Consider the following 25,115-nt stretch of genomic DNA (forward strand, 5'->3'; position numbering starts at 1 on the left):
GGTAGGAATGAATCCTCTTATAACTGTTATTATACCAATTTATAATGCCGAAAAGTACTTAATAAATTGTATTGAAAGCGTTATAAATCAAACATATAAAAATACTCAAATACTGTTAGTAAATGATGGATCAACTGATCATAGTGGTCAAATTTGCGATGAATACCAAAAAGTGGACAGCCGAATTAAGGTATTCCACAAGGAGAACAGAGGGGTATCACGTGCAAGAAATTTTGCTATTAGTAAGGCCGACGGTGAGTATATGTGTTTTGTAGATGCTGACGACGAAATAGAAGCGCATATGCTCGAAGAGTTGTATAAATGTATTATAAACAATGCTGCCGATTTATCAATCTGTGGGCATAAGAGCGTTTGCATCGAGAAAAATGATAAAATAGCTGTTTGCTATCATATTTGTACGAGTTTCCAAGGATCAATTCAACAGTTTCTTACAGTCATAGATGATTTTTTGGCAAGTGAATCTATTCAAGGACCGTGTGGGAAGTTGTTCAGAACAGAAATTATAAAAAACAAGAATATTTTGTTTCCACAGGAACTGAGCTTTGGGGAAGATACGGTATTCGTTTATCGCTACTTAACTCATTGTATTCGTATTGGTTCAATTGATAGATGTCTTTATTTCTACATGAAACGTAGCATTGATACTCTTTCTACTACATTTAGAACGGATAGGATGAAAATTTATCTATACTTAATTAGGTTACTGGAGAATTTGCTTCACGAGTACCATATAGATAAAAAACATATGATTGAAAAAATAATATGTGGTGCAGCAATTTCATGTATAGGGGAATTATATAATAATAGAGTTGAACTTATATCAATAAAAAGAAGAACAATAATAAAAGACGTTTTGTTAGATGAAAGAGTGTTAGCAAGCTTCAGAAAGCAGCTATCTAACAACATACAAAATTGGATAGTGAGTATATTTACCAATCTCAGATGGTTTGGAGTAATTGACGGATATTTCTATATTAAGGAATATACTAGAAATAATCTTACTGCAGCTTTCGCTTTGATTCGTAAATGCATAAGTTCGACTGAATAAGAGAGAAATAGTATTATTGTCCTGCATATCGTTTGAAGGACAGTGTCAATAAATTGAACGTTTCGCAGGTTTTTACTACTATCGTGATAGATTAAAATCGGTAATGTATTTTAAAGAGGTATAAAAAGTGAAAAAAGTACTTATTTATGCATATGCTAATTTTAATTTAGGTGATGATTTATTTATTAAAATATTATGTGATAGATATCCTAAGGTTTTATTTATATTGTTTGCTCCAAAAGAATACAAAATTTTTTTAAAAGATACAAATAATCTCAAAATAATCCCCAATAACTCAATTATAATTAGAGGAATAAATTTTATTTTCCGATACTTAACTATGAATGACGTTTGTAAAATACTAGTAGCTAAATTCTGTGATGCAGTTGTTACGATTGGTGGATCTATTTTTATGCAATCAGAAAATTGGTTAAAAGAAAGAAATCATATAAAAAGATTGGAAATTAAAGATAAACCAAGATTTATTTTAGGAGCTAATTTTGGACCTTTTAGTGATCCAGAATATGTTACTTTTTATAAGCAGATATTTAGAGAATCTACAGATATCTGTTTTAGAGATAGATATTCGTTTGAATTATTTAAAGACTTAAGCAATGTTAGGTTGGCGGATGATATTGTATTTCAATTAAATACACAAAATAGCGAAAAAAATATTAAAAATATACTAATTTCAGTTATAAAACCATCTTTTAGAAAACAGTTAATCAACTTTGATTATTTATATTATAAAAAAATAAGAGATATTGCGATTTTTTTTATTAAAAGAGGATATAATATTACTTTTATTTCTTTTTGTGAAAGTGAAGGCGATAAAGAAGCAATTGAGAGTATCCTTAAAACAATTCCTTATGATTATTTAAATAGTGTATCAAAACATTTATATAAATCTAATATGGCAGCAACATTAAATCTAATTGCAACCTCCGAATTTGTTATTGCAACACGATTTCACTCTATGATTTTAGGTTGGGTTTATAATAAGCCTGTATTCCCAATAATTTATAGTAATAAAATGATAAATGTTATTAAAGATTTAGAATTCAAAGGGTTATATACAGATTTTAACAAAATTGAATATTTAAATCCAGAGGAAGTGTTTGAATCTATGACAACAAACATAATAGATGTATCTAAACAAGTAAAAAATGCTGCAAAGCAATTTGAGAAATTAGATACCTTTCTTAATCCCCATGCAGAGTAATGTCCCAAAACCTACTCCAGAATAATGAAGGTTTCATAAGGAGTTTAAATGAAGGTTAATCAATTAAAAGCGAGTGTAGTATTATCATATAGCTCTATGATTTTGGGTTATGCAATAGCGATTGTGTACACTCCTATAATGCTCCGCCTTTTGGGGCAGAGTGAATATGGTTTATATAATCTAGTATCTTCGGTTGTAAGCTATCTTGGATTAATGAGCTTTGGTTTTGGTAGTGCGTTTATAAGATACTATTCCCGATATAAAATTAATAACCAACAATCGAAAATTTCAATGTTAAATGGGATGTTTCTAATTGTCTTTATAGTGATTGGATTTATTGCTCTTATAGCCGGATTAATAGTTGTTATGAATATTGAGTATATTTTTGGCGAAAAACTTACCATGAATGAACTAGCTACTGCAAAAATATTGATGACAATAATGATATTCAATATTGTAATTTCACTTATGACTAGTGTATTTAATAATTATGTAGTAGCAAATGAAGAATATATTTTTCAAAAAATTATAGGTATGATTAAACTTGTGCTTGGCCCGTTAATAATATTACCAGTCTTATTAATGGGTTATAAATCTGTAGGCATGATACTTGCAACATCTGTTATCTCTCTCATTTTTGAGATAAGTCAAGTAATATTTTGTTTGAAGAAGTTAAAAATGAAATTCCTATTTCAAGAATTTGATTTTTCTTTAATGAGGGAAATGTCAATTTTTTCATTTTATATTTTTATGAATATGATTATTGATTTAGTTAATTGGAATGTTGATAAATTTATACTGGGTATTTATCATGGTACGGTTACTGTAGCTATATATGGTCTAGCTGTACAATTGAATTTTTACTATCTATCGATATCTTTAGCTATTTCTAGTGTATTTATTCCAAAAGTAAATAGGATGGTAGCCGTAAGCAATGATAATAAAGAATTAACACTGTTATTTACAAAAGTGGGCCGTGTACAGTTTCTCATACTATCGTTAATTAGCTCAGGTCTCATTTTATTTGGTTTGCCTTTTATTAATTTGTGGGCTGGAAAAGAGTATAGCGAGTCTTATCTTATACTAATTATTCTAATTGTTCCAGTAACGATTCCCTTAATTCAAAACTTGGGCATTGAAATTCAAAGAGCAAAAAATATGCATCAATTTCGTTCATGGATTTACTTATTTATTGCAATATGCAATTTGTGTATGAGCATTCCATTAGGTAAACTATATGGTGGTATTGGTTGCGCCGTAGGGACTGCAGTTTCTTTTATTATCGGTAATGGTATTATTATGAACTGGTATAATCATAAAAAAGTTGGTCTTAATATGAAGTTCTTTTGGCGACAGATTTTGAGTATGATACCTTCTCTGATCCCCCCGATAGCAAGTGGTATATTAATGCTAATATTTTTAGATTTAAACCATATTGTTACATTTTTTATATGTGGAACTATTTATGTGATCATTTTTGGTGTGTCCATGTGGTTTTTAGGGATGAATAAGTATGAAAAAGATTTATTAGCTAAACCTACACTTAACTTATTAAGTAATTTGAGATTATGTAAAACGGACATTTGACAGTGAATCATAATGGGTTTTACGGACACCAAGAATGGCTGGTAGAGTTATTGATGACGAAACCGGCCAATTTTGGCATAGAAGAGGTATCTTCGGGGGTGACAAAATAAATGGATAATTATGTGGTTTTAATCGATGAATACAGTAGTAAACTTGTATCAACACAAGCGCCAGCTCATGATAGTGTTGCTAAAACACCAGAAACCATTGTGGCAAATTATTTGTCAAGTCTCCAAAACGTATTACCAATTATAAATGTCAAGTGCCCACCCACGCCACTGGTTAGAGCTAGAGGTGATGGTATGACAAATGACACTTACGTAATAAATACTATTATTGCTTATTGTAGTGAACATGGTGGTGGTGTAGTATATGTGCCAAAAGGTACGTACTTAATTAGTAAGTTATACCTTAAAGAAAATGTGGTTTTACGCGGAGACGGAATAAACACCACTTTTAAACTAATTAATAACGCAGGTCAATATATTAATCCAATAGAGATAAATAATGTTTCTAATGCACGTATTGAAGATTTATTAATTGACGGTAACAGGATAAACAATACATCAAACTATGTTTCAGGGATATATGTGTTATCTGCTGATAATATTACTATTTCCAATACTGTAGTACAAAACGTGAATGGAGATGGAATATATTTAGGCTATACTGGTTATTTAGCACAAAATATTAAATTAAATAATGTAACTATATGTAATAGTGCTCGAAATGAACTTGTTATAGCCAATGCTAAAAATGTACTAGCAAAAGATTGCACCATTGTTAGCAATGATGCGTTTGCGTCAACAATTGATTTTGAAAAACATGATACAAGTGATATGATTTCTGATATTACATTTGAAGATTTTGCCGTAACTGCAGGGCCTCAACCTATTAAGCTTATCACTAATAATAAACCTGGAAACACAGCCAATGTTGTATTACGGAATTTGAAAATAGAGGGGATTAACGCTGGAATCAAAATTAGCGATTTTGACAATGTAACGCTTGAAAGAGTTACTGGTCAATATATAGAAATAGTTGGTTCTCAAAATATTAATATTACCAATGGAACAAGGTTATCTGGATTTACTGGGACAGGTATTTATGCTTATGAAGATAGTTCATCACGTTATGTTACAAACCTAATGATTGATAATGTTAATATATACGACTGTGGAAAACATGGTATATTACTTCAAAATGTTAAAAGTGCTTATATAATAAATAGTAATATACACGATAATACCCAAGCTGGACTTGGGATTTACTATGCTTGCAATAATGTAAATATTATCAATAGTATATTAACTGATACTAAGGATGGAGGTAGTAAAGCACAACCGTATGCAGTTAAATTTGTTTCAAAAACTCATAGCAACATTAATATTATAGGTTGCTATACAGATGGTAATGCAAAAAGCGAATATGATGGTTTAGTAAGTAACTTAACTTTCCGCTTTGGAAACTCAAATAATTGCAGCGCATTAACATTTATAACCCCGGGCGGAACAGCAAGCCATACGTTGACTTATGGTAATGGTTATACTTTAATAGGGAGTGCTAATCAATATACTGCAGCGTACGACACTATTCCAAACGGAAGTATTTATGAATCTACGGATGGCAAATTAAAATATAAAAATCTAGCTGGCACCGCATATATACTCTCAAATAAAAAAGGCGTTGACAAAAACTATTATGATTAACGGATGTGTTAAAAGATTAATATGCGTAAATCCATTGACGGCCTGCTTATGATTGTTAGGCAGAGCTTCCACTTGAACCCTTTCCCAAACAGCCTGTACACAAGTATTCCTTATTACTGAGCAGCAGGTTTCATTGGCTATTATTTATGCAAGCGGCTGCTGGAACAGGTTTGTCGAATGATCGGTTTTAAATAGATTTTGTGGCTACTAAGAAGTCAAATGTTACGGCCCAATGGAGCGGTCATAGGAATATATTCCGTATTTCTCCAATAGGATATTTGATGGACAACTCTAGTGCATACTGAGCGGTGGCACTAGGGTTGTCTTTTATGTTGAGATAAGTGCAACTCGTGTGCAAATAGTTGTTTGGATAAATATGGGAACATATAATTGGATATAATACATAATGATTGGTGCGTTGAGGAGGGAAAAGTAAATGAAAAAACAAGTAATTGGACCTGATACAATAATATCTCGGATTGTGGAAGTAGTAGCCGCTGAAATGGATGGAGAGATAGTGATGATAAGTATTGAAAACGGTAAATATTATGGGATGGATTCTATCGCGAGTAGAATATGGGAGTTGATTGAAGCTCCTAAAAGTGTGGCTGAAGTAGTACGTATTTTGGGGGAAGAATATGACGTCGAGCAGCAGCAGTGCCAGGCAGACATTTTTGGATTTTTTGATTGTTTGCATAAAGAAGGACTTGTTAAGGTTGCTTAGACTTAGTTTGAAATATCTTCGATGTTCACGGACTGATAAGCTGTTATTGCTGTATATATTTATACTGCTGGCCATTGTCAGGTTACTTCTTTTGCTTGTTCCTTTTCGCTATATTACTGTCTGGCTAGGTAAGTATATGAAAGAGTCTCCTTATATTGATGGAACCCAAGACACATTTATTAATCGGGTTGGAGGGGCTATTCAAGTTGTAAGTAAGTACACTCCCTGGGAGAGTAAATGTTTGGTGCAGGCAATAACAGCGAAGATACTACTTCGTCATAAGCGGTTACAAAATACAATGTATTTAGGGGTTGCAAAAGACAGTAAGGATCAAATGATTGCCCATGCATGGCTTCGTTCAGGGAACAAACTGGTAACCGGAGGCCGTAACTGTAGCACATTTACTGTTGTTGCTAAGTTTGCTGATATTGGCGGAAATAGTGGGACATAGAGGTTGGAGGTATTTTAATGGCAGAGTTATGTGGTATGTTAATACTAGCATGGGGACTACTGTCTATTGTGTTTTTCATAGGAGCTATATCTGCAGTATCTGCGGGAAAATGCAAACACGGTCAGCATATGAATAGAAAAAAAGACTTATATTTTTAGCCTTAAAGAAAGGAGGTTAAGTGGTAAGGATATAGGCAAGAAAGGAGGCGGATTTGTTATGTCTAAAAAGAGGTGGGATAAACCCGTGGTTAGAGAATTAGATGTGTTGATGACAGAAACCGTATACAACTCATTCGATGATTTCATAAAAGCATTATACGATGCATATGGGCCAAAGATTACTCATGCGGAAGAGTCTGATTGGCGTGCTAAAAACTCTTATCTTTCGTAATGGAAAAATGGGACAGTTTTCCGTTGATAAAGTAAGACTGTCCTATTTTTTGACGATACCACCAAGGTGGTTTTTGAGGAGAATACCTATGCTAAAGCCTTTATTTATATACGTCTTAAAACTATACAATTTTGTACGAGCTAAATTAATACTAGACCTATTCCTGACTATTGTCTTGGGGCTCCTCGAAGGGGCTAGCATTATGATGCTAGTCCCATTACTTACCTTTGCCGGTATTACCAGCAATCAAACGGCAGGGTTTGGGCATATAGTCGAGGAGTACTTAAACATTTCAGGGATTGCTTTGCCGTTTGTCCTGATGGTGTATATTGGTATTAACGCCGGGCAGGCGCTCTTGCAAAGTTATGAGTCTATCTTAAACAGCAGTATACGGGAGAGTTTTGCTACTTATTTGTATACAAATATATACCGGACGATAACCTATGCTCGCTGGTCGTTCTTTCTTAAGTCGAAACGAGCAGACATCATTCATGTTATCGCTACGGAAATGCCAAGGGTAACTACAGGTGCGTATCAGCTTTTGCAAATGATTGTTACTGCGATGATTGCTATCATTCATGTAGGGATTGCTTTTGTTTTAGCCCCATATCTAACGCTATTGGTGCTATGCTGCGGATTAATTTTATCTGGATGTCTGCAATTTACTGTCAGGAGAACCCGGAAAATGGGCATGACACTATCGGAGTGTGCAAGCCAGCTGTTCTCTGAAATCAGTGAGCATTTTAACGGCATCAAAGAGGTTAAAAGCTATGGTGTTGAAGCACAGCAGGTGCAAAATTTTGAAAGGCATTGGAAAAAGATTGGTGGCGTGCTTGTCGATTTAGCCAAGCTTCGTAGTCAGTCCACCTTTGTATATAAAGTGGGCGCAGCCGTCTTTATTAGTATTTTCTACTTTTTCGCTATTGAAATATTCCGCAGTGACCCCAGGGAGCTAATTATAATATTCGTCATTTTTACCAGGTTATGGCCTAGGTTCTCGGCGTTCCAGGCAGGATTCCAATCATTGGCTATGATGCTCCCGGCGTTTCATAAGGTCACCGAGCTTCAAAACCAATGTGAAGCCGAAGCAGAAAAGGCAGTATTGTACCAAAGAAAGGACCAGTTCGTATTGCGGACGGGGATACGTGTTGCTAATGTTTCTTTTCGCTATGATACTAGTATTTCACGGTTTGCTGTAAGACAAGCTGATTTTTTTATTCCTGCAGGAACAACCACTGCCATTGTCGGAGTATCAGGCTCTGGCAAAAGCACTTTGGCAGATTTAGTCCTTGGGCTGATAGAAACCGAGCAGGGAGAAATATGGATTGATGATAAGCGGCTTGCTGCTGATAATAATAGATATTTATGGCGGCAATCTATTGGCTATGTGCCGCAAGATGCGTTTTTATTTAATGCCAGTATCCGGGAAAACCTAATTTGGGCATGCCCAGAGGCGACAGAGGAAGAGATATGGCACGTTTTACGGCTGGCTGCTATTGATGAGTTCATTGAAGGCTTGCCTGAAAAACTGGACTCGCTGGTAGGGGATCGGGGAATACGCCTGTCTGGTGGTGAACGACAGCGTATCGTCCTGGCTAGGGCTTTATTAAGAAAACCTGCCTTGCTTATTTTGGATGAGGCTACAAGTTCCCTGGATACCGAAAATGAAAAACGCATCCAAGATGCTGTTGACGGCCTGAGGGGTAGGCTAACAATACTGATGGTTGCCCACCGCATCTCTACTATTAAAAATGCCGATCAGATACTTGTTATGGAAAAAGGAAGAATAGTAGAGCGAGGCTCCTATCAGACTTTTATTGCAGATGAGAATAGCCGGTTTTATAAGCTCGCATGTATATAGTTACTGGGGTATTGTATTTAAAAAGTAGTATAAGGGAATGCTTTTCTACATATGTATATACCAATATATAGTGGACAATAACCTATGCTCGTTGGTCTTTGTTTTCAGCGGGCATGTTTATAACGTAAAAGGAGGTTGAAAAATCCATGCCTAAAAAGAAGTGGAGCAAGCCCTGTGTAGCAGAACTAGATATACAGAAGACAGAACTAATTTTCGGTGATTTAGCTACTGATGCTGGAGTAGCATGGTTGCTTAGTTTGATCGATGGTGGTCATCACCACCATTCAGTAAATGCGGACGTCAGTTAATGAGTGTTAATTCTTGAAATAGTTGAGCAGGTCGGATAGTTCACAAATAGTAGTAGCCCCAATATTTGCAGATAGGCCTAATGCCAAAGGAGGAAATCATGCCCTAATGACCACAAAACATGTTTATTGGTTAGCTGCTATGACTATGATGATTCTAATATCCTGCCTTTCTAGCATGTCCCATCTTTCTTTTTTTAACAATGACCTGCCGCCCGTATTACTCAAACTAATTAAGCAGTATTCTTTGAGGTTTGGGAATACTGGCTTTTTTTCTTATAGTATAAGTCCTCACCCGGATTATCTTATTCATAAGGCTGGACATATTATCCTGTATGGTTTGTTGGGAAGCTTCCTATATAAAGCGGTCGGCAGGTCAATATATTGGGCAATTCCGTTGGTGGTGGTGTTTGCAATTGGAGATGAACTACACCAGGGCATCGTACCGGGGCGGAGCAGTCGATTTGGAGATATCGTTCTTGACACTATGGCTGCAGCTGTATTTATGTATGTATCACATAGAAAACAGATAAAGCTAGGCAACTGTCGACGCCAAGTAGAAAAGTAAGTATAATTTTTAGTTAGCTACTCTAAAAGTCAACTCATGCTGATTTAAGAGCAATTTGTGCGACATTCCTTGCATGGTAAAATGTGGTAATATATAATGATTTCTAGTAAGACTATTTTTTTAGTAGCCAAGTTGTGTAGTAAGGAGATGAGGAATGCGCAAGAAACTGCTGATATGCATGAGCGAAATAGCCTTGGCAGAAAAAGCATTGGTCAGAATGACTCAGTTGGCTTTCTACAAGTCAGGGCGAAGAGATTTTACCGACAAAGAATTAAACGAGTTTACTAATAACTATATGCAACTGGGGTTGCTTGAGTACAGCCTTCATAAAGTAAGATTGGAATTAGATGATTGGCTTCAGAAAAATCGCATAAATGAAGTAGAAAAGACAGAAAAAGCGCCATAATCAGTAGCCAGAGGGGATGATTTTGGTGATTCAATTTATTCCGAGGAGAAAACCAGTGGGTATAGCGCGCATTTTTGATAGGCCCTGTATAGAAGCTTCTAGAGTGTGGTTGTGCGCGGATTGTGGGGCAAAGGTTTTTCACTGCAACACAGTTGTTCGACCTCAATACCAGTGTCTGTGCGGAGCACAAACGTGGAAACAATCAGTAAATGCCAGAAATAATAAATACAGTTGACACAGTAGGAAAGCTACGATGGGTCTGTCAAATATTTAATTTGGCAGGCTTTTTTATTTTTTAAAAACTCAAATGGTATAAAAACAGCAAGACGGGTAAGTATATACTGGGTGAGTTATCCATAGTATTTGATTTTGCATACATTGAAGGAGGCTGTTTATGCAGGCCTATTTAGGAATTGATGTTGGTTCAGTTAGTACCAATGTGATCATTTTAGATGACCAAGCAGTAGTGAGAGATACGTTATATATTCGTACACAAGGGCGCCCTATAGAGGCCGTGCAAACAGGTTTACGACAAATTTATGAGCGAAATCCGCAGATTGTGGTGCAGGGTGTGGGGACTACGGGTAGTGCAAGGGTATTGAGCGGTGTAGTGGTAGGGGCAGATAGTGTAAAAAATGAGATTACGGCCCACGCTGTTGCGGCCATGCATCTGGTACCAGATGTGCAGACCGTACTCGAAATTGGAGGGCAGGACTCCAAAATTATTATTATGCGCAACGGTATTGTCACTGATTTTGCTATGAATACGGTATGTGCCGCCGGTACGGGTTCTTTTCTTGATCAGCAGGCGGCCAGACTGAATATTCCTATCGAACAATTTGGTGATATCGCGCTAGAGTCCCAAGTACCTGTGAGAGTTGCCGGCCGCTGTGCTGTATTTGCTGAGTCAGACATGATTCATAAACAACAGACAGGGCATTCAACTGCTGATATTTTACATGGTTTATGTCAGGCATTGGTTCGTAACTATCTTAATAATGTTGGCAAAGGTAAGCAGATTAAGGAACCTATTTTGTTTCAAGGGGGTGTGGCGGCTAATAAGGGCATGTGCCGGGCCTTTGAAGAAGCACTAAACGCTAAAGTATTGATTCCTCCTCATTTTAACGTTATGGGCGCTGTAGGTGCAGCTTTGTTGGCGAAGGAAGAGGTTAGTGATAATCGGCCAACAGCTTTTCGCGGTTTTGGGGTTACAGATTTTAGCTATCAGCCGAAAAGCTTTGAGTGTTCCGGCTGTGCCAATATGTGCGAAATCGTCGAAATTAGATTGAATGACAAAGTTATTAGTCGTTGGGGAGATCACTGCGGAAAGTGGTCCAATAATATAACTGTAGCTTAAGATTTACGTCTGCTCCCGCAGTCATGAAAGAAATTCCAAGTGCGAGAAGTATCGTATCATGTCTTGCGGATAGACTCAAATAAGAAACCTCTGCTCAAAAATTTATTTGAACAGAGGTTTTTTTAGTTGAGAGATGGAAGATAGTATATGATAATGTCTCTATTAGAAGCTGATTAATACCAAGCCAATAGTTATAAAAAAGGCACCAATGACTTGGCTGGTAGTAACCATTTCGTGGAGTAAAAAATAGCTTAAAATTAAGGTAATCAGCGGGGCACAGGCCATAATCAGGGATACTTCGTTAATGTTGCCTTCTTTTAAAGCATAAAAATAGGCTAGATCGCCGAGGAGTGCGGCTAGTATGGCTTCAATTGTAATGATTAACCAGAGCGATGGTGGTACGGTGAGAAGTTCATTGTAACCGCGGGCGCTAAGAAACCAAGTGGCAATAATGATTGCTGCGATCGTCGTTCTCAGGACAAATGCGGTCATCGGGCTTATGCTATTTAAAACCGTTTTGCCGAATAATGGCGCTAACCCTAAGCAAAAAACTCCAGCTAAGGCATATACTAAAATCATGATCATTCCTCATTTCAACCTAAGCTTGTTATAGATAAATATGCTAAAATAAGTTTAAAAAAGAACCTATTGCCGGGCACATAAAAATGTTAATTCTGTACTAGGTTACGTACAACATAAAGGGGCTGATTCAAATAGTTATTAATGTACTTTTGGTGGCTTTAGGTGGTGGAATTGGTGCTGTAACCAGATATGCAGTTTCATTATGGGCGGCTGCAAGGCTGGGTACGTCATTTCCGTATGGTACCTTTATTGCTAATGTTGTAGGGTGCTTTATCATTGGTATTTTTATGACAATCGTTACCGAAAAATTCATTGCAAATTCGTACTGGCGTTTGTTGATTACGACTGGCTTTCTGGGTGGGTTTACCACTTTTTCCTCTTACAGCTATGAAACATTTAAATTGTTTGAGGAAACCGGTGTTAATGCTGCGTTTTACAACATTGCCGCTAACCTGGTCAGCGGACTGTTGGCTACTTGGCTGGGAATCAAAGCGATTAGAATATTATTTTGATCAATTTTTTAGGGAGAGGCAGGGATAGTATGAAAAAAATTGCGGTAATAACTAGTGGCGGTGACTGCCCGGGAATGAATGCAGCTATTCGAGCAGTAGTTCGTGTGGCTTTGACTTGCGGGATTGAGGTATGGGGAATTAGAAACGGCTATGCGGGTATGATTGATGATGATATGATGAAATTAGATTCACGTTCTGTAGGCGATATTATCCAAAAGGGCGGAACTTTTTTAGGGACGGCCCGCAGTGAAGAGTTTAAAACCTTGCAGGGACGGCAAAAGGCGGCTGCCAATTTACAGTCACATGGCATTGAAGGCCTCATTGTTATTGGTGGCGATGGCTCTCTTACTGGAGCTAAACAACTGAGTGATCTCGGAATTAAGATTGTCGGGTTGCCGGGGACGATTGACAATGATATTTGGGGCACTGATTTTACAATTGGCTTTGATACGGCCGTAAATACTGCGCTTGATGCTATAAATAAATTACGGGATACCGCCTCTGCCCATGGACGGGTTATGTTGGTCGAGGTAATGGGGCGGGCGTGTGGCTGGATTGCGCTTACGTCTGGCTTAGCAGGCGGGGCAGAAATTATTCTTGTCCCGGAACAGCCATTCTCGGCAGATAATATTTGCCAACAACTAGTAGAGTCCCGATCTAAGGGCAAGAAATATAGTATTGTTGTTGTGGCTGAGGGCGCGGGTAGTGCAGTAAGTCTTGGTAAGTACATCTCAGCTAAGACGGGATTAGAGACGCGAGTATCCATTCTTGGGCATATTCAGCGTGGCGGGGCACCTACAGTATCAGATCGGCTACTGGCTAGCCGCTTAGCGGAAAGAGCAGTCAGAGCTCTTGCGGATGGTAGAAGTGATATTATGATTGGCTACCACAATAACCAATGTGTGGAAGTACCCATTGCGGATGCTGTTGGTAAGAAAAAAGACATTGATCCAGAGTTATATCGCTTGGCTGATGTTTTATCTCAATAAGTTTTATACTTGCTGTTAAGGTAAAAATCCCGCATTTATTTCCGGGGAAATAAATGCGGGATTTTGTCTGATATCCAGATAATAAGAGGTGTTTCGATAGCTTTCTCATAAATGTACATCTCAGAGAGAAACGTTGTGTTAATGTACAATACAGCGTAGACCCTGCTTTATTTGCCCTTGCTGTAAGAATTAGTTTTATAATAGTATATAGGTATTGGCGTTTGGGGAAGTATGATTAACGCAGGCAGGGAGAGTGAATGTATGGCAGTATGGTTTGGGAAAAATAGAGCAGTTGAAAAGTTAAGTAAAGTAACGGCTAGCTATTTAAACGGAGATATGTCGATAGCGATAACGATAGAAGAGTATCCGGATGAACTTCGTCCTCTGGCGGGTAATATTGCGGCACTGTCTGATATGCTCCGGACATTTACTCGGGAAACACAGGTGTCATCAAGTCAGGTCTCAGCAGCGGTAAATCAAGTTAATACAGTTATTGGACAAGCGGCTGATTTAGCGGAGCAAGCAAAACAGGAAACCAGTGTCGTTGACAGGTTGTCTCAGGATATTGCTGAAGCTACTAAAAACGCTGCTAAACAAATTGATGAAGTAATGGTAGCAACGCAAATAATAACCGCAGCGGCCAGCGATATTTATCAAGACAGTATTACTTCAAAGAATGCGGCAGAACAAGGTTGTCAAGCCGCGGCTAAAGTCGCTGTGGCGATGAATTCTATCCGCCAAGCTACGGCTGAAGTTGATGGAAAAATTAGTGCTCTGACTAAAATGGCTCGCGATATTGATAGCTTGTTGGCTACGATTCAAGGAATATCAGCGCAGACCAACCTTTTGGCACTCAACGCAAGCATCGAGGCGGCCCGAGCCGGTGAGCACGGACGTGGTTTTGCTGTGGTGGCACATGAGATTCAAAAACTATCAGATGCTAGTGCCGACGCAGCTCATTCTGCTAATAAATTGTTGGCTGAAATTGACGGTGGTGTAGTATCTGCCGCTAAGGCTGCAGAAGTAGGGGCAGGTGCTGTGGAAGCAGGGGCTAGGGACATGCAGGAGGCAGATGCGAGTCTCCAGGCTATTTTTGCTGCCAGTATGCAGGTCGAGACTAAAGTAGCAGAAGCCAGTGCGGCTAGACAGAATCAACTTGCAGCTACTGAGAAAACGGCAGACTTTTTGGGGAAAATCGCTGGTATTGCTGAGCAGGCCGCCAGTAGAATGATGATAGTGGCAGCTTCCATCGAACAACAGGACAAGTCTTTGGCTGATACCCGGAAACTGGGGGATGTATTAGCTAAAGTAGCGGATAATTTGGTAGCTACTACTGGCAAAATAACGCTCGTTGATATCAACAGCCACCAGCAGGTGGAGCTTGATGGCAAAATTGCTAAACTTCGTAATCTGCTTGCAAAGACAGTACAGGATGAGCGCATTATATCGACTGATGCTTATAAACATAATGCAACAGTAAGCGACCTCTTGCAACGATATCCTGAATTGGAGGCCGCTTGGACTAACCTTCCGGATGGTCAGTTTGTTGTTTCTCTGCCACCGGCTGGAATTGCTAATGCGCAAACGCGAGAATGGTTTAAACAAGCGATGCAGGGGCAGTTCTACGTATCTGAGGTTTATGTTTCGGCGATATCGCATCAACCCTGTTTAACGATATCGTTGCCCATTCGTGATGGCACGGGACGTGTCAGTGGTGTACTTGGCGTTGATTTAAGGCTATAAATTACATTACAAGTACCAATAACATTTTAAAGTTTTCTACTGCATCAAGGCCATGGGGAATTCCGGCTGGCATAACAACGACTTGACCAGTTGTTGCTGTGACTTTTTCGTTACCAATTGTAATTTCAGCCTTTCCATCAAGGATGTAGACCATGGCATCGCCGGGGGCAGAGTGACTGCTGATCGCTTCGCCTTTAGCAAAAGCAAAGAGGGTCATGCTAAGTGTCTGGTTTTGTGACAAAGTCAGGCTGACCACTTTGCCTGGCTGATAGTCTACCAGATCAACCATTTCTAAGGCTTTACTGAACTCAATATTTTTGATGAATTGTTTTTCCATTATTATAACCTCCCTTATATTTGGAACGAAAAGTATCTTTGTACTTATATTACCAAACGAATTAATAAGATACTGTGACACATGTCACAGTTTGCCGAAAAAACAGGCCGCAGTGGGCCTGTTTTTTCAATCTGTTCTTTTAATGTACAATATCATTTAAATCTAGAGTCCCATCTTCAGAAACCCGTACATTAAGGCTAACTTTTTTCTCTTCATGTCCCCAGAGCATTCTTGCCACCAAACTATTGGCTGTGTGGGCATTATCAAAGGTTGTGCCTTCTGGAAAATCTAAAGTTGTTGGGGCAGTAGCTGCTTTAGTTACTGATTGTAAATTGTTTTTTGCTTCAGTCATAGCAAATTCCTCCTGATTGCAACGGGTATGTTTACGTTAGCGTATCCGTTGAATTCGTACTCCATACATACTTTTTTGTAGTATGTGACAATTGGATGCTATCGTGCATATCTATAAGCATGTGATGTGTGAGGCAAAGCGGCCTGTGCAACGCACCAGTGATCTGGTTGCGTTTTGACACAGGTTATTCTTTTGGGGAGATGATAAGTACAATGTGTGGGATCGCTGGGTGGATTGACTGGAAGAAAAATCTTGCGGACGAGAGCCATATCTTAATTGCTATGACTGAAACATTGGCAGCACGCGGGCCAGATGCACAAGGAACTTATATTGCAGCGCACGCAGCATTAGGACACCGCCGTCTTAGTGTTATTGACCCGATAGGGGGTGCGCAGCCTATGATTCGTTATCGTGGTGAGAAAAAATTTGTGATCACCTATAATGGAGAATTGTATAATATGCCAGAGCTTCGGCAGGAACTTGAGGATCGGGGCCATGTGTTCAGCACACGTTGTGATACCGAGGTCTTGCTAGTGTCTTTTATCGAGTGGGGTCCGGATTGTGTTCAACGGTTCAACGGCATCTATGCGTTTGGCATTTGGGACGAAGCAAACCAAAGCCTGTTTTTGGCCCGTGACCGCATGGGTGTAAAGCCATTATTTTATACCGAACAAGGCAGCAGTTTTATTTTTGGCTCAGAGCTTAAGTCGCTTTTGGCGAATCCGCTTGTAAGGCCAGAAATTGATGAAGAGGGTCTGGCCGAAGTGTTCATGCTCGGTCCAGGACGCACACCCGGGCATGGCGTGTTTCGCGGTATTAAGGAATTAAAGCCTGGTCACTCCATGATATACAGCCGACAGGGAATGTTTATAAAAAAATATTGGGCGCTTGAATCAAAACCACACACAGATGATTTTGCTGCAACAACGGCTAAAGTCCGGGAGCTATTAATTGACGCTACCAATCGGCAATTGGTGTCTGATGTCCCTATCTGTACATTATTGTCAGGAGGGCTTGACTCCAGTGTGCTTACTGCGCTAGCCGCTATGTCAAATAAACGATCAGGCTTAGGAAGTTTATCCACCTATTCTGTGGATTATGTAGACAACGAATTATATTTTAAAGCAAATAGTTTTCAGCCAAACGCGGATGCGCCCTGGGTTACCCGTGTATCAGAATATTTTGAAACATGTCACCATAATATAGTATTAGACACTCCGGAACTGGCAGCAAGCTTGAGACCTGCTGCGTTAGCGCGTGATTTGCCGGGGATGGCTGATATTGATACTTCGTTATATTTATTTTGCCGCGAAATAAAAAAGGGCGCGACAGTTGCCTTGTCAGGCGAGTGTGCTGATGAAATCTTTGGCGGATATCCTTGGTTTCGGCGGGAAGAGATGATCAATACGGCTACTTTTCCCTGGTCGCCGCACCCCGAGATCCGCATCCCCTGGCTGAAACCGGAAATGCAGAGAAGAATTAAGCCGACTGACTATGTAGCCCAGCGTTATAGTGATGCATTAGCCGAAGTGCCGCGGCTGCCGGGCGAAGATAAACGTTCGGCCAGAATGCGGGAGATATTTTACCTTAGCCTTACCCGCTTTATGCCAACACTGCTTGATCGTAAAGATCGTATGAGTATGGCCTTTGGCTTAGAAGTTAGGGTACCCTTTTGTGATCACCGGATTGTTGATTATGTTTGGAATGTACCTTGGGATCTAAAAAATGCACAAAACCGGGAAAAGGGACTTTTGCGTTATGCACTGGCAGGGATTTTGCCTGAGGATGTATTGTGGCGAAAAAAGAGTCCCTACCCGAAAACGCATAACCCAGCGTATACCAAAGCAGTTGTCAATGAGGCCCTTACTGTTTTAAACCAAGCGTCATCCCCGCTAAAACAGGTTCTTGCAATGGATGAGTTAAGAAAAATTGCTGAGACCGATTTATCTGCAGCCAATATTCCTTGGTTTGGTCAATTGATGAGTGGACCGCAGCTCTTTGCCTATCTCATCCAAGCTGATCATTGGATGCGCGAATACAAGGTACAAATAGTCTAAAATAACTGCCGTATCTCTTGAAAAAAATCAAAGATACGGCAGTTGACTATTTACTGCATTGGCATTTGTTAGAAAAATATTAATTTCACGTGTATCTTTTTGTCGAAAAACAAAGGGAATATGTGTCTGAAGGCGAATATATAATAAATAAAAACTTTATGTACCGGAGCGAAATATGTGGGCAAATTTAAAAATTAAAATTAAAGACACTATTGAGAAAATAAAAGGGATTAAACGACCGACGGTGAGTAAACCTGATTTTCCTGGACTGTTCAGTAAAGTTAAGGTGACTACAGGCAGTTTTTTCACAAGCTTTGAGCCGCGGCATTTGGTGTATTTTGCGTTGATCCTTCTACCGGCTATTGTTGGGCTCGGGACTTACTATGGCATTATGGACAGTAAGTCTAAACTGGAAGCTGCTAACTTACCGGAAAACCGGCTTTTTCGCATGGGTGTGAGTTTTACAGCTGATGATTTTGTCAAATATGCTGGCCGGGGCGAGAAAGGTGTTACCACACTATTTATGCAAGCGGGGATGGCGCCTGACTCTTACCGAAAAACTGACGGATTTACGCCGTTGCATGCGGCAGCTGCCTATGGACAGACTCCGATAGTGCGGCAACTATTAGATCAAGGCGCTGATGTAAACGCTCGTGATAAAGCGGGACAGACTGCGCTAATGATGGCCGTATGTAACAGTCATGCCGATGTGGTGAATGTCTTGTTGCAAAGGGGCGCTGACATTACCGCCAAAGATAGTAAAGGCAATACTAGTATTAGTATGGCTAAAGCCAAGAATGACAGAAGAGTGTTAGAGGCTTTGGTGCAAGCAGGAGTTACTGAACTTAAAGAAGCTTTAGATAAAGTTGCTCCTGTGAGCAAGAAACCGGACAAATCACTAACCACACCTGACAGCAAACCACAAGGGGCTAAATCTTCCGGTTCTACTGTTGAGAGTAAGACAGCAGCAGCGGCGACTGCACCACCGGGGCAATTTATATTAGCTCCAGGCTATGCGGGAAACATTGGGGTGGGTAAGTCAATTGATTCGCTATATCAGGAGTTTGGTAAACAAGCTGTAACCGACGGTGAAGAGTATCTTAGCGGCAGAATATATCCTGTGATTAGAGCGTATAATCAGAGCACAGGGGCACTGTCGCTTACTGTTTTTTTTGCGAAGGGAAAAGAGAATGAGCGGATCGTCACAGCTATTCATGTGTTCGATAGCCGCTATAAGACTGGTAATGTTGTCAGGGTAGGGGGGACTTTGGGAGAATTGAGGCAAGCTGGCGGATTGAGAGCAATTGAATACAGTGACGCGCTCTATGCCATAACACGCGATGGCAAAACACGTTATGAACTTGATATCAGTGCCGATAGTATACCTATTGCGTGGCTAAATGGCGGTGACGACAAGTCATTGCCTGATGATATGAAAATTAAGAGCATTTATATTTTTTAATATACCTTTTTCATTGACAAGTAGCTACTCCTATGATACTATATGTAACATACAAGTACATATAGTATATTTATCTAGGCTGATTAGTAAACTAAAGGCCAAAGAACTGCTCTAGTGAGCCATTCTTTGGCCTTTTTATTTTTAACAATTTACAATTATTAGGAGGTTAATAAACATGGCATTACCTGAAAATCTAAAATTTAATACCTTGGCTGTTCACGGGGGGCAAGAGCCTGACCCAACTACTGGTTCCCGGGCGGTACCTATCTATCAGACTACAGCCTACAATTTCCGTGACGCTGATCATGCCGCCAATCTATTTGGTCTTAAAGAGTCTGGCAACATCTATTCTCGTCTTACCAATCCTACTACTGATGTATTTGAAAAACGCATTGCCGCATTGGAAGGCGGTGTAGGTGCGCTGGCTTTTGCATCCGGTCACGCCGCGATAAGTGCAGCTATCTTTAATATTGCCCAGGCTGGCGACGAAATCGTTAGCTCTTCGACCTTATATGGTGGTACTTACAATATGTTTGCTTACAACCTGCCGCGGCTGGGCATTAAGGTTACTTTTGTTGATCCTAGTGACCCTGAGAACTTTGCCAAGGCGATTACTCCAAAAACCAAGGCTCTTTATGCCGAGACCATTGGCAATCCTAAGATTGATGTGCTGGATATTGAGCGCGTGGCGGCTATCGCCCATAACAATGGCATACCGCTTCTTATTGATAGTACCTTTACAAGCCCATATCTCTGCCGCCCCATTGACTTTGGTGCTGATGTTGTTATCCATTCGGCCACTAAGTTCATTGGCGGTCATGGTACATCTATGGGCGGTGTTGTCATTGACAGCGGTAAATTTAATTGGGATAATGGTAAATTCCCGTTACTATCTGAGCCTGACCCCAGCTACCATGACTTAAAATATACGGCAGCCTTAGGGCCATTGGCTTATATTATTCGCCTACGGGTACAAATTTTGCGGGATTTAGGTGCTTGCCTCAGCCCGTTTAATAGCTTTGCATTTTTACAGGGCCTGGAAACACTACATCTCCGCATGGAACGTCATAGCCAAAATGCGCAGAAGGTAGCCGAGTTTCTGCAACAGCATGAGCTTGTCTCCTGGGTCAGCTACCCTGGCTTATCAAGTCACCCAGATTATAAACTGGCACAAAAATATCTGCCCAAAGGTGCGGGCGCTATTTTGACCTTTGGTATTAAAGGTGGTTTAGCGGCCGGAAAAAAATTCATTAACAGCCTTAAATTATTTTCGCTTCTTGCCAATGTCGGTGATGCCAAGTCGCTAGTCATTCATCCGGCTAGTACCACCCATTCTCAATTGAGCGGCGAACAACTGACTGCTGCTGGTGTAAGTGATGACATGGTACGCCTGTCTGTTGGGATTGAAGATATAGAGGATATTATTGCCGATTTGAAGCAGGCTTTTGTAGCAACCAAATAGTAACAGATGTAGTTTTGGTGCAGGAGGAACTCATAGTGCAACTCAACGATAAATTAGAAAAATTAACACAGCTATTACAGGAAATGGGGACCGTGGCAATTGGTTTTTCCGGTGGCGTTGACAGCAGCTTCCTGGCTGCTGCTGCCCAACGGGTATTAGGGGACAAGGCGGTGGCTGTTACTGCTTATTCAGAAACCCTGCCTGATGCGGAACGGCAGGAGGCTATTGATGTTGCCAAGCAAATTGGTATTCGTCATGTTCTGCTACACAGTAGTGAGCTTGTTAGTGACGACTTTGTTGCCAACACGGCGGAGCGATGCTACTTCTGTAAGAAACAACGGTTTAGTGACTTAAAAAATTGGGCTAATGAAGAGCAAATCAACTGGGTATTAGAAGGCTCGAACGCAGATGATACATCAGACTACCGGCCGGGCATGCGGGCTATTGATGAATTGAACGGAGTTCGCAGCCCCTTGCTAGAGGCTGGATTGACTAAAGCGGAAATCCGGATACTATCGAAGGAATGGGGAGTTCCTACCTGGAACAAGCCCAGCGCCGCCTGTTTGTCGTCGCGGGTGGCATATGGTTTGCCGATTACGGCTGAGCGGCTGAAACAGATCGAACTAGCTGAGGCTGTAATTAAACAATTCTGTACTGGTCAAGTTAGGGTAAGACACCATGACAATCTGGCCCGGATTGAGGTTTCGCCGGAAGATATCCCTGTGTTGGCTGCGCCGGATAAAGCAGCCTTGATTAGCGGGGAACTGCGTAAATTAGGGTTTATGTATGTTACATTGGATTTGTCGGGGTATCGCACTGGTAGTATGAATGCAGTGTTAGACTTACCAGACAAACAGTAAGGGTAACGAAATATTTTAAAAGAAGTAAGTCCGTACCACTGATTGGTGCGGACTTACTTCTTTTTGAATATAAGCATAGTAAGGAGTATGAACTCGGCAGGTAGCATTAAGCAATTTTGGTTTCCGGCATTTCTTGATCAGTTGTATTTAGTTTGTGGAGTTGCTGGTATAGTTCTTTGGCGGCTACTGATAAGTTTTGGGGGATATCGATGCAGATTTTAAAATATAAATTGCCCAGACCCTGTTTTTTCGGTAACCCTTTGTTCTTTAACCGTAATCTTTGACCAGCATGAGTACCAGGTTGGATTTTGAGTTGGACTGCACCGTGAGGGGTAGAGACTTTGATGCTGTCACCCAATACAGCTTGTTCGGGATAAAGGATGAGTTCGGTTTCCAGGTCACTGCCAGTTACCTGCCACGACGCGTTTTCAGTAACCTGGAGGTGAAGATGCAGATCACCGGCAGAACCAGTTCCGTATCCCTTACCGCCTAGTCCCTTCAGGCGTAATGTCGCTCCAGGATAGAGGCTGGCAGGTATCTTTACCTTGAAAGTTCTGGTATCTTCGATGACCCCAGTGCCGCCGCAGGACGGGCAGATACTTTGTTGACTGAAGCGCTGTCCATGGCAGGTAGTGCAGACATTGGGTAGAGATAGATAGAGCTCTTTTTCTATTCCGTGGATTAACTCATTAACAGTTAAGCTGATGTTGGCATCCACGTCTTCGCCTTTGTAGTTGGCACTGCGTGCCTGGTTGCCGCTATGCTCGCTACGGGTAAAATCTTGCCCAAAAATACTTGAGAAGAAATCACTGAAACCAAAGTTGCTGTTATCAAAATCAGCAGCTCTCTGGTAGGTATAAGTCTGGTTACCAGCAGGGTTGGTTGGATCAAAATGAGTGTTATCGCCTGCCTGCCAATTCATACCCAACTGATCATATTTAGAACGCTTGTCAGGGTCGCCCAGCACTTCATAGGCTTCGTTTATGAGCTTAAACTTTTCCTCCGCTTTAGCCTTGGCATCACCTTGATGAAGATCGGGGTGATGTTGGCGGGCCAGCTTGCGGTAGGCTTGCTTGACTTCTTTATCAGATGCAGTTTTGGAAACTCCGAGTGTTTCATAGTAATCGATATAGGTCATAATCATCACCCCTTTTTATTAGACTTTGTTTATTTACTCATACTCGGCATCTATTATGTTATCATTTGGATTGGATTGCTGAGCGGGATTAGTACTCTGGCCGGCATTGGCGGGAGTGTATTGGCAAGCTTGGCTATAAGCTTGTTCCAATTCATTTTTTAGCTGTAGTAGCTTAGCTTTGTCAGCAGTGTTCTCCGCTTGTGTGACTGCATCCAGTGCGGTTGTCAGGCGGCCGCTAATATGGGCAGGCAGAGACTCTCCCTTTTCTGTTACCAAATTGCGGGCCTGATAGGCCAGAGAATCTAATTCGTTTTTCAGTTCAACATATTGTCGGCGGGTTTTATCTTCTGCAGCGTAGTGCTTAGCATCAGTCACCATACGGTCAATATCTGTCTTATCCAGGTTACTGGAGCCGCTGATGGTGATGGACTGCTCCTTGGTGGTTGCTTTGTCTTTGGCGCTGACGGTGAGAATACCATTGGCGTCAATGTCGAAGGTGACTTCGATCTGTGGTAGACCACGTGGCGCGGCAGGAATGCCTGTTAATTTAAATTGACCAAGGGAACGGTTGTCTTTGGCCATTTCCCTTTCACCTTGAAGCACATGAATGTCTACTTCGCCTTGATTGTCATCAGCAGTGCTAAAAACTTGACTGCGGCGGGCTGGAATGGTAGTGTTGCGCTCGATAACCTTAGTCATGACACCGCCTAAGGTTTCTACGCCAAGCGATAGTGGTGTAATATCAAGGAGTACTACGTCTTTAAGGTCACCACTCAAGATGGCGCCTTGGATGGCAGCGCCCACAGCTACGACTTCGTCGGGATTAACACTTTGATTAGAGCTTTTACCAGTCATAAGCTTGATTAATTCCTGAACTGCAAGGATACGGGTAGAACCGCCTACCAAAATGATTTCATCAATATTTTTAACAGACAGCTTGGCATCCGCTAGTGCTTTTTCCACTGGGATGCGACAACGCTCTACCAGACTGTGGGTAATTTCGTCAAATTTTGCCCGGGTAAGTTTGCTGTCCAGATGCTTAGGGCCGCTAGCATCAGCGGTGATGAACGGCAGATTGACGGTTGTTTCGGTAACAGCTGACAACTCAATTTTAGCCTTTTCGGCTGCCTCGGTAAGACGTTGCAGTGCCTGTTTGTCTTTGAGAAGATCAATGCCGTTATCCTTTTTAAATTCGGCAGCCAGCCAATCGACAATAGCTTTATCAAAATCATCGCCGCCAAGGTGGGTATCGCCATTGGTGGCTTTGACCTCAAACACGCCATCACCAACTTCAAGAATAGATACATCAAAGGTACCACCGCCTAAGTCAAAAACCAGGATGGTTTCATTCTTTTGCTTATCAAGTCCATACGCTAGGGCTGCAGCGGTAGGTTCGTTGATGATTCTCAAAACATTGAGTCCAGCAACCTGGCCTGCATCTTTGGTGGCTTGACGCTGGGCATCGTTAAAATAGGCAGGCACGGTAATGACCGCATCGGTTATTTTTTCGCCCAGATATTTGCTGGCATCATCTACCAGCTTCCGAAGCACTTGTGCTGAAATTTCTTCCGGTGCATACTGCTTATCATCAACAACGAAAGTTACCGTGTCATCTGCGCCTTGCGCTATTTTATAGGGGACCAGCTTCATCTCATCGGTGACTTCATTAAATCGCCGACCAATAAATCGTTTTATCGAATAAAAAGTTTTGGTCGGATTTAAGACCGACTGGCGTTTGGCTAGCTGGCCCACAAGACGCTCGTTATCGCGAAATGCGACAACTGAGGGGGTAGTGCGGCCACCTTCAACATTGACAATAACCTCAGGACGTTCTCCTTCCAATACCGATATACACGAGTTAGTAGTACCTAAATCAATACCTACTACTTTTCCCATAATTTGCGCCTCCTCTTTATTTCAATTAGTAATAATTTACGTGTGAATAGTTCCTTGCTTACAACTTTATAGTAAC

Annotated in this window: 25 protein-coding genes; 20 read left to right on the top strand and 5 right to left on the bottom strand. The window is 40.7% G+C overall.

Annotation, left to right across the window (positions count from 1 at the left end):
- Positions 1-7: 7 nt before the first annotated feature.
- The 13 genes from ACZ449_RS26800 to ACZ449_RS26860 all read left to right on the top strand — a co-directional run bounded on the left by ACZ449_RS26800 (position 8) and on the right by ACZ449_RS26860 (position 11,649).
- Positions 8-1,069 (top strand): glycosyltransferase family 2 protein, encoded by a 1,062-nt coding sequence (locus ACZ449_RS26800; RefSeq protein WP_464259057.1) that lies wholly within the window; start codon positions 8-10, stop codon positions 1,067-1,069.
- A gap of 127 nt (positions 1,070-1,196) precedes the next feature.
- Positions 1,197-2,291: a polysaccharide pyruvyl transferase family protein gene (locus ACZ449_RS26805; protein ID WP_464259058.1), complete on the top strand. Its 1,095-nt coding sequence runs from the start codon at positions 1,197-1,199 to the stop codon at positions 2,289-2,291.
- A gap of 48 nt (positions 2,292-2,339) precedes the next feature.
- Entirely contained in the window at positions 2,340-3,878 is a 1,539-nt protein-coding gene (locus tag ACZ449_RS26810) for an oligosaccharide flippase family protein (RefSeq protein ID WP_464259059.1), read from the top strand.
- Between the two features lie 110 nt (positions 3,879-3,988).
- Positions 3,989-5,587, top strand: a complete 1,599-nt coding sequence (locus ACZ449_RS26815) for a right-handed parallel beta-helix repeat-containing protein (protein ID WP_464259060.1) — start codon at positions 3,989-3,991, stop codon at positions 5,585-5,587.
- Positions 5,588-6,023: 436 nt separating this feature from the next.
- A complete protein-coding gene (locus ACZ449_RS26820) occupies positions 6,024-6,311 on the top strand; it encodes a lasso peptide biosynthesis PqqD family chaperone (RefSeq protein ID WP_464259061.1) in 288 nt (95 codons plus the stop codon).
- On the top strand, positions 6,304-6,762 hold the full coding sequence (locus tag ACZ449_RS26825; RefSeq protein WP_464259062.1) for a lasso peptide biosynthesis B2 protein: 459 nt from the start codon (positions 6,304-6,306) through the stop codon (positions 6,760-6,762). Before ACZ449_RS26820 ends, ACZ449_RS26825 begins: the two co-directional genes overlap by 8 nt.
- A 17-nt stretch (positions 6,763-6,779) precedes the next feature.
- Positions 6,780-6,920 (top strand): hypothetical protein, encoded by a 141-nt coding sequence (locus ACZ449_RS26830; protein WP_464259063.1) that lies wholly within the window; start codon positions 6,780-6,782, stop codon positions 6,918-6,920.
- A gap of 58 nt (positions 6,921-6,978) precedes the next feature.
- Positions 6,979-7,152 carry a hypothetical protein gene (locus ACZ449_RS26835; RefSeq protein ID WP_464259064.1) on the top strand — a complete coding sequence of 58 codons (174 nt, stop codon included), beginning with the start codon at positions 6,979-6,981 and terminating at the stop codon, positions 7,150-7,152.
- Positions 7,153-7,240: 88 nt separating this feature from the next.
- Entirely contained in the window at positions 7,241-9,013 is a 1,773-nt protein-coding gene (locus tag ACZ449_RS26840; RefSeq protein WP_464259065.1) for an ABC transporter ATP-binding protein, read from the top strand.
- Positions 9,014-9,159: 146 nt separating this feature from the next.
- Positions 9,160-9,321: a hypothetical protein gene (locus ACZ449_RS26845; RefSeq protein ID WP_464259066.1), complete on the top strand. Its 162-nt coding sequence runs from the start codon at positions 9,160-9,162 to the stop codon at positions 9,319-9,321.
- Between the two features lie 106 nt (positions 9,322-9,427).
- On the top strand, positions 9,428-9,886 hold the full coding sequence (locus ACZ449_RS26850; protein WP_464259067.1) for a VanZ family protein: 459 nt from the start codon (positions 9,428-9,430) through the stop codon (positions 9,884-9,886).
- A gap of 154 nt (positions 9,887-10,040) precedes the next feature.
- A complete protein-coding gene (locus ACZ449_RS26855; RefSeq protein WP_464259068.1) occupies positions 10,041-10,292 on the top strand; it encodes a hypothetical protein in 252 nt (83 codons plus the stop codon).
- Positions 10,293-10,686: 394 nt separating this feature from the next.
- Positions 10,687-11,649 carry an acyl-CoA dehydratase activase gene (locus ACZ449_RS26860; protein ID WP_464259069.1) on the top strand — a complete coding sequence of 321 codons (963 nt, stop codon included), beginning with the start codon at positions 10,687-10,689 and terminating at the stop codon, positions 11,647-11,649.
- Positions 11,650-11,811: 162 nt separating this feature from the next.
- Here ACZ449_RS26860 and ACZ449_RS26865 read toward each other — a convergent pair whose 3' ends face one another.
- Complete coding sequence (locus ACZ449_RS26865) at positions 11,812-12,228, bottom strand: EamA family transporter (protein ID WP_464259070.1); 417 nt, start codon at positions 12,226-12,228, stop codon at positions 11,812-11,814.
- Between the two features lie 155 nt (positions 12,229-12,383).
- On the opposite strand from ACZ449_RS26865, the gene crcB reads away from it, so the two are divergent.
- The 3 genes from crcB (at position 12,384) to ACZ449_RS26880 (ending at position 15,475) form a co-directional block, all read left to right on the top strand.
- Positions 12,384-12,743, top strand: coding sequence for a fluoride efflux transporter CrcB (crcB, locus tag ACZ449_RS26870; protein ID WP_464259071.1), 360 nt, complete (start codon positions 12,384-12,386; stop codon positions 12,741-12,743).
- Between the two features lie 29 nt (positions 12,744-12,772).
- A complete protein-coding gene (gene pfkA / locus ACZ449_RS26875; RefSeq protein ID WP_464259072.1) occupies positions 12,773-13,732 on the top strand; it encodes a 6-phosphofructokinase in 960 nt (319 codons plus the stop codon).
- Between the two features lie 261 nt (positions 13,733-13,993).
- Positions 13,994-15,475: a methyl-accepting chemotaxis protein gene (locus ACZ449_RS26880; protein WP_464259073.1), complete on the top strand. Its 1,482-nt coding sequence runs from the start codon at positions 13,994-13,996 to the stop codon at positions 15,473-15,475.
- Between the two features lies 1 nt (position 15,476).
- Here ACZ449_RS26880 and ACZ449_RS26885 read toward each other — a convergent pair whose 3' ends face one another.
- Together ACZ449_RS26885 and ACZ449_RS26890 are read right to left on the bottom strand one after the other, a co-directional pair.
- Complete coding sequence (locus ACZ449_RS26885; RefSeq protein ID WP_464259074.1) at positions 15,477-15,812, bottom strand: cupin domain-containing protein; 336 nt, start codon at positions 15,810-15,812, stop codon at positions 15,477-15,479.
- Between the two features lie 139 nt (positions 15,813-15,951).
- Complete coding sequence (locus tag ACZ449_RS26890) at positions 15,952-16,164, bottom strand: hypothetical protein (protein ID WP_464259075.1); 213 nt, start codon at positions 16,162-16,164, stop codon at positions 15,952-15,954.
- Between the two features lie 212 nt (positions 16,165-16,376).
- Between ACZ449_RS26890 and asnB the strand changes: the two genes are divergently transcribed.
- From asnB to larE, 4 genes are all read left to right on the top strand, one after another.
- Positions 16,377-18,221 carry an asparagine synthase (glutamine-hydrolyzing) gene (gene asnB / locus ACZ449_RS26895; RefSeq protein WP_464259076.1) on the top strand — a complete coding sequence of 615 codons (1,845 nt, stop codon included), beginning with the start codon at positions 16,377-16,379 and terminating at the stop codon, positions 18,219-18,221.
- 175 nt (positions 18,222-18,396) lie between these two features.
- Positions 18,397-19,683, top strand: coding sequence for an ankyrin repeat domain-containing protein (locus ACZ449_RS26900; RefSeq protein ID WP_464259077.1), 1,287 nt, complete (start codon positions 18,397-18,399; stop codon positions 19,681-19,683).
- Between the two features lie 175 nt (positions 19,684-19,858).
- Positions 19,859-21,145 carry a homocysteine synthase gene (locus tag ACZ449_RS26905; protein WP_464259078.1) on the top strand — a complete coding sequence of 429 codons (1,287 nt, stop codon included), beginning with the start codon at positions 19,859-19,861 and terminating at the stop codon, positions 21,143-21,145.
- 32 nt (positions 21,146-21,177) lie between these two features.
- On the top strand, positions 21,178-22,005 hold the full coding sequence (gene larE, locus ACZ449_RS26910) for an ATP-dependent sacrificial sulfur transferase LarE (RefSeq protein ID WP_464261949.1): 828 nt from the start codon (positions 21,178-21,180) through the stop codon (positions 22,003-22,005).
- Between the two features lie 106 nt (positions 22,006-22,111).
- Here larE and ACZ449_RS26915 read toward each other — a convergent pair whose 3' ends face one another.
- Complete coding sequence (locus ACZ449_RS26915) at positions 22,112-23,143, bottom strand: DnaJ C-terminal domain-containing protein (RefSeq protein WP_464259079.1); 1,032 nt, start codon at positions 23,141-23,143, stop codon at positions 22,112-22,114.
- A 33-nt stretch (positions 23,144-23,176) separates the two neighbouring features.
- On the bottom strand, positions 23,177-25,039 hold the full coding sequence (gene dnaK, locus ACZ449_RS26920; RefSeq protein ID WP_464259080.1) for a molecular chaperone DnaK: 1,863 nt from the start codon (positions 25,037-25,039) through the stop codon (positions 23,177-23,179).
- Positions 25,040-25,115 lie beyond the last annotated feature (76 nt).

The organism is Desulfosporomusa polytropa (genome assembly GCF_055380075.1).

Bases quoted from the DNA above. Each gene is read 5' to 3' on its own strand.
- ACZ449_RS26800 (WP_464259057.1), top strand. From the start codon at position 8: ATGAATCCTCTTATAACTGTTATTATACCAATTTATAATGCCGAAAAG.
- ACZ449_RS26810 (WP_464259059.1), top strand. From the start codon at position 2,340: ATGAAGGTTAATCAATTAAAAGCGAGTGTAGTATTATCATATAGCTCT.
- ACZ449_RS26815 (WP_464259060.1), top strand. From the start codon at position 3,989: ATGGATAATTATGTGGTTTTAATCGATGAATACAGTAGTAAACTTGTA.
- ACZ449_RS26820 (WP_464259061.1), top strand. From the start codon at position 6,024: ATGAAAAAACAAGTAATTGGACCTGATACAATAATATCTCGGATTGTG.
- ACZ449_RS26830 (WP_464259063.1), top strand. From the start codon at position 6,780: ATGGCAGAGTTATGTGGTATGTTAATACTAGCATGGGGACTACTGTCT.
- ACZ449_RS26835 (WP_464259064.1), top strand. From the start codon at position 6,979: ATGTCTAAAAAGAGGTGGGATAAACCCGTGGTTAGAGAATTAGATGTG.
- ACZ449_RS26840 (WP_464259065.1), top strand. From the start codon at position 7,241: ATGCTAAAGCCTTTATTTATATACGTCTTAAAACTATACAATTTTGTA.
- ACZ449_RS26845 (WP_464259066.1), top strand. From the start codon at position 9,160: ATGCCTAAAAAGAAGTGGAGCAAGCCCTGTGTAGCAGAACTAGATATA.
- ACZ449_RS26850 (WP_464259067.1), top strand. From the start codon at position 9,428: ATGACCACAAAACATGTTTATTGGTTAGCTGCTATGACTATGATGATT.
- ACZ449_RS26855 (WP_464259068.1), top strand. From the start codon at position 10,041: ATGCGCAAGAAACTGCTGATATGCATGAGCGAAATAGCCTTGGCAGAA.
- ACZ449_RS26860 (WP_464259069.1), top strand. From the start codon at position 10,687: ATGCAGGCCTATTTAGGAATTGATGTTGGTTCAGTTAGTACCAATGTG.
- ACZ449_RS26865 (WP_464259070.1), bottom strand. From the start codon at position 12,228: ATGATTTTAGTATATGCCTTAGCTGGAGTTTTTTGCTTAGGGTTAGCG.
- pfkA (WP_464259072.1), top strand. From the start codon at position 12,773: ATGAAAAAAATTGCGGTAATAACTAGTGGCGGTGACTGCCCGGGAATG.
- ACZ449_RS26880 (WP_464259073.1), top strand. From the start codon at position 13,994: ATGGCAGTATGGTTTGGGAAAAATAGAGCAGTTGAAAAGTTAAGTAAA.
- ACZ449_RS26885 (WP_464259074.1), bottom strand. From the start codon at position 15,812: ATGGAAAAACAATTCATCAAAAATATTGAGTTCAGTAAAGCCTTAGAA.
- ACZ449_RS26890 (WP_464259075.1), bottom strand. From the start codon at position 16,164: ATGACTGAAGCAAAAAACAATTTACAATCAGTAACTAAAGCAGCTACT.
- asnB (WP_464259076.1), top strand. From the start codon at position 16,377: ATGTGTGGGATCGCTGGGTGGATTGACTGGAAGAAAAATCTTGCGGAC.
- ACZ449_RS26900 (WP_464259077.1), top strand. From the start codon at position 18,397: ATGTGGGCAAATTTAAAAATTAAAATTAAAGACACTATTGAGAAAATA.
- ACZ449_RS26905 (WP_464259078.1), top strand. From the start codon at position 19,859: ATGGCATTACCTGAAAATCTAAAATTTAATACCTTGGCTGTTCACGGG.
- ACZ449_RS26915 (WP_464259079.1), bottom strand. From the start codon at position 23,143: ATGACCTATATCGATTACTATGAAACACTCGGAGTTTCCAAAACTGCA.
- dnaK (WP_464259080.1), bottom strand. From the start codon at position 25,039: ATGGGAAAAGTAGTAGGTATTGATTTAGGTACTACTAACTCGTGTATA.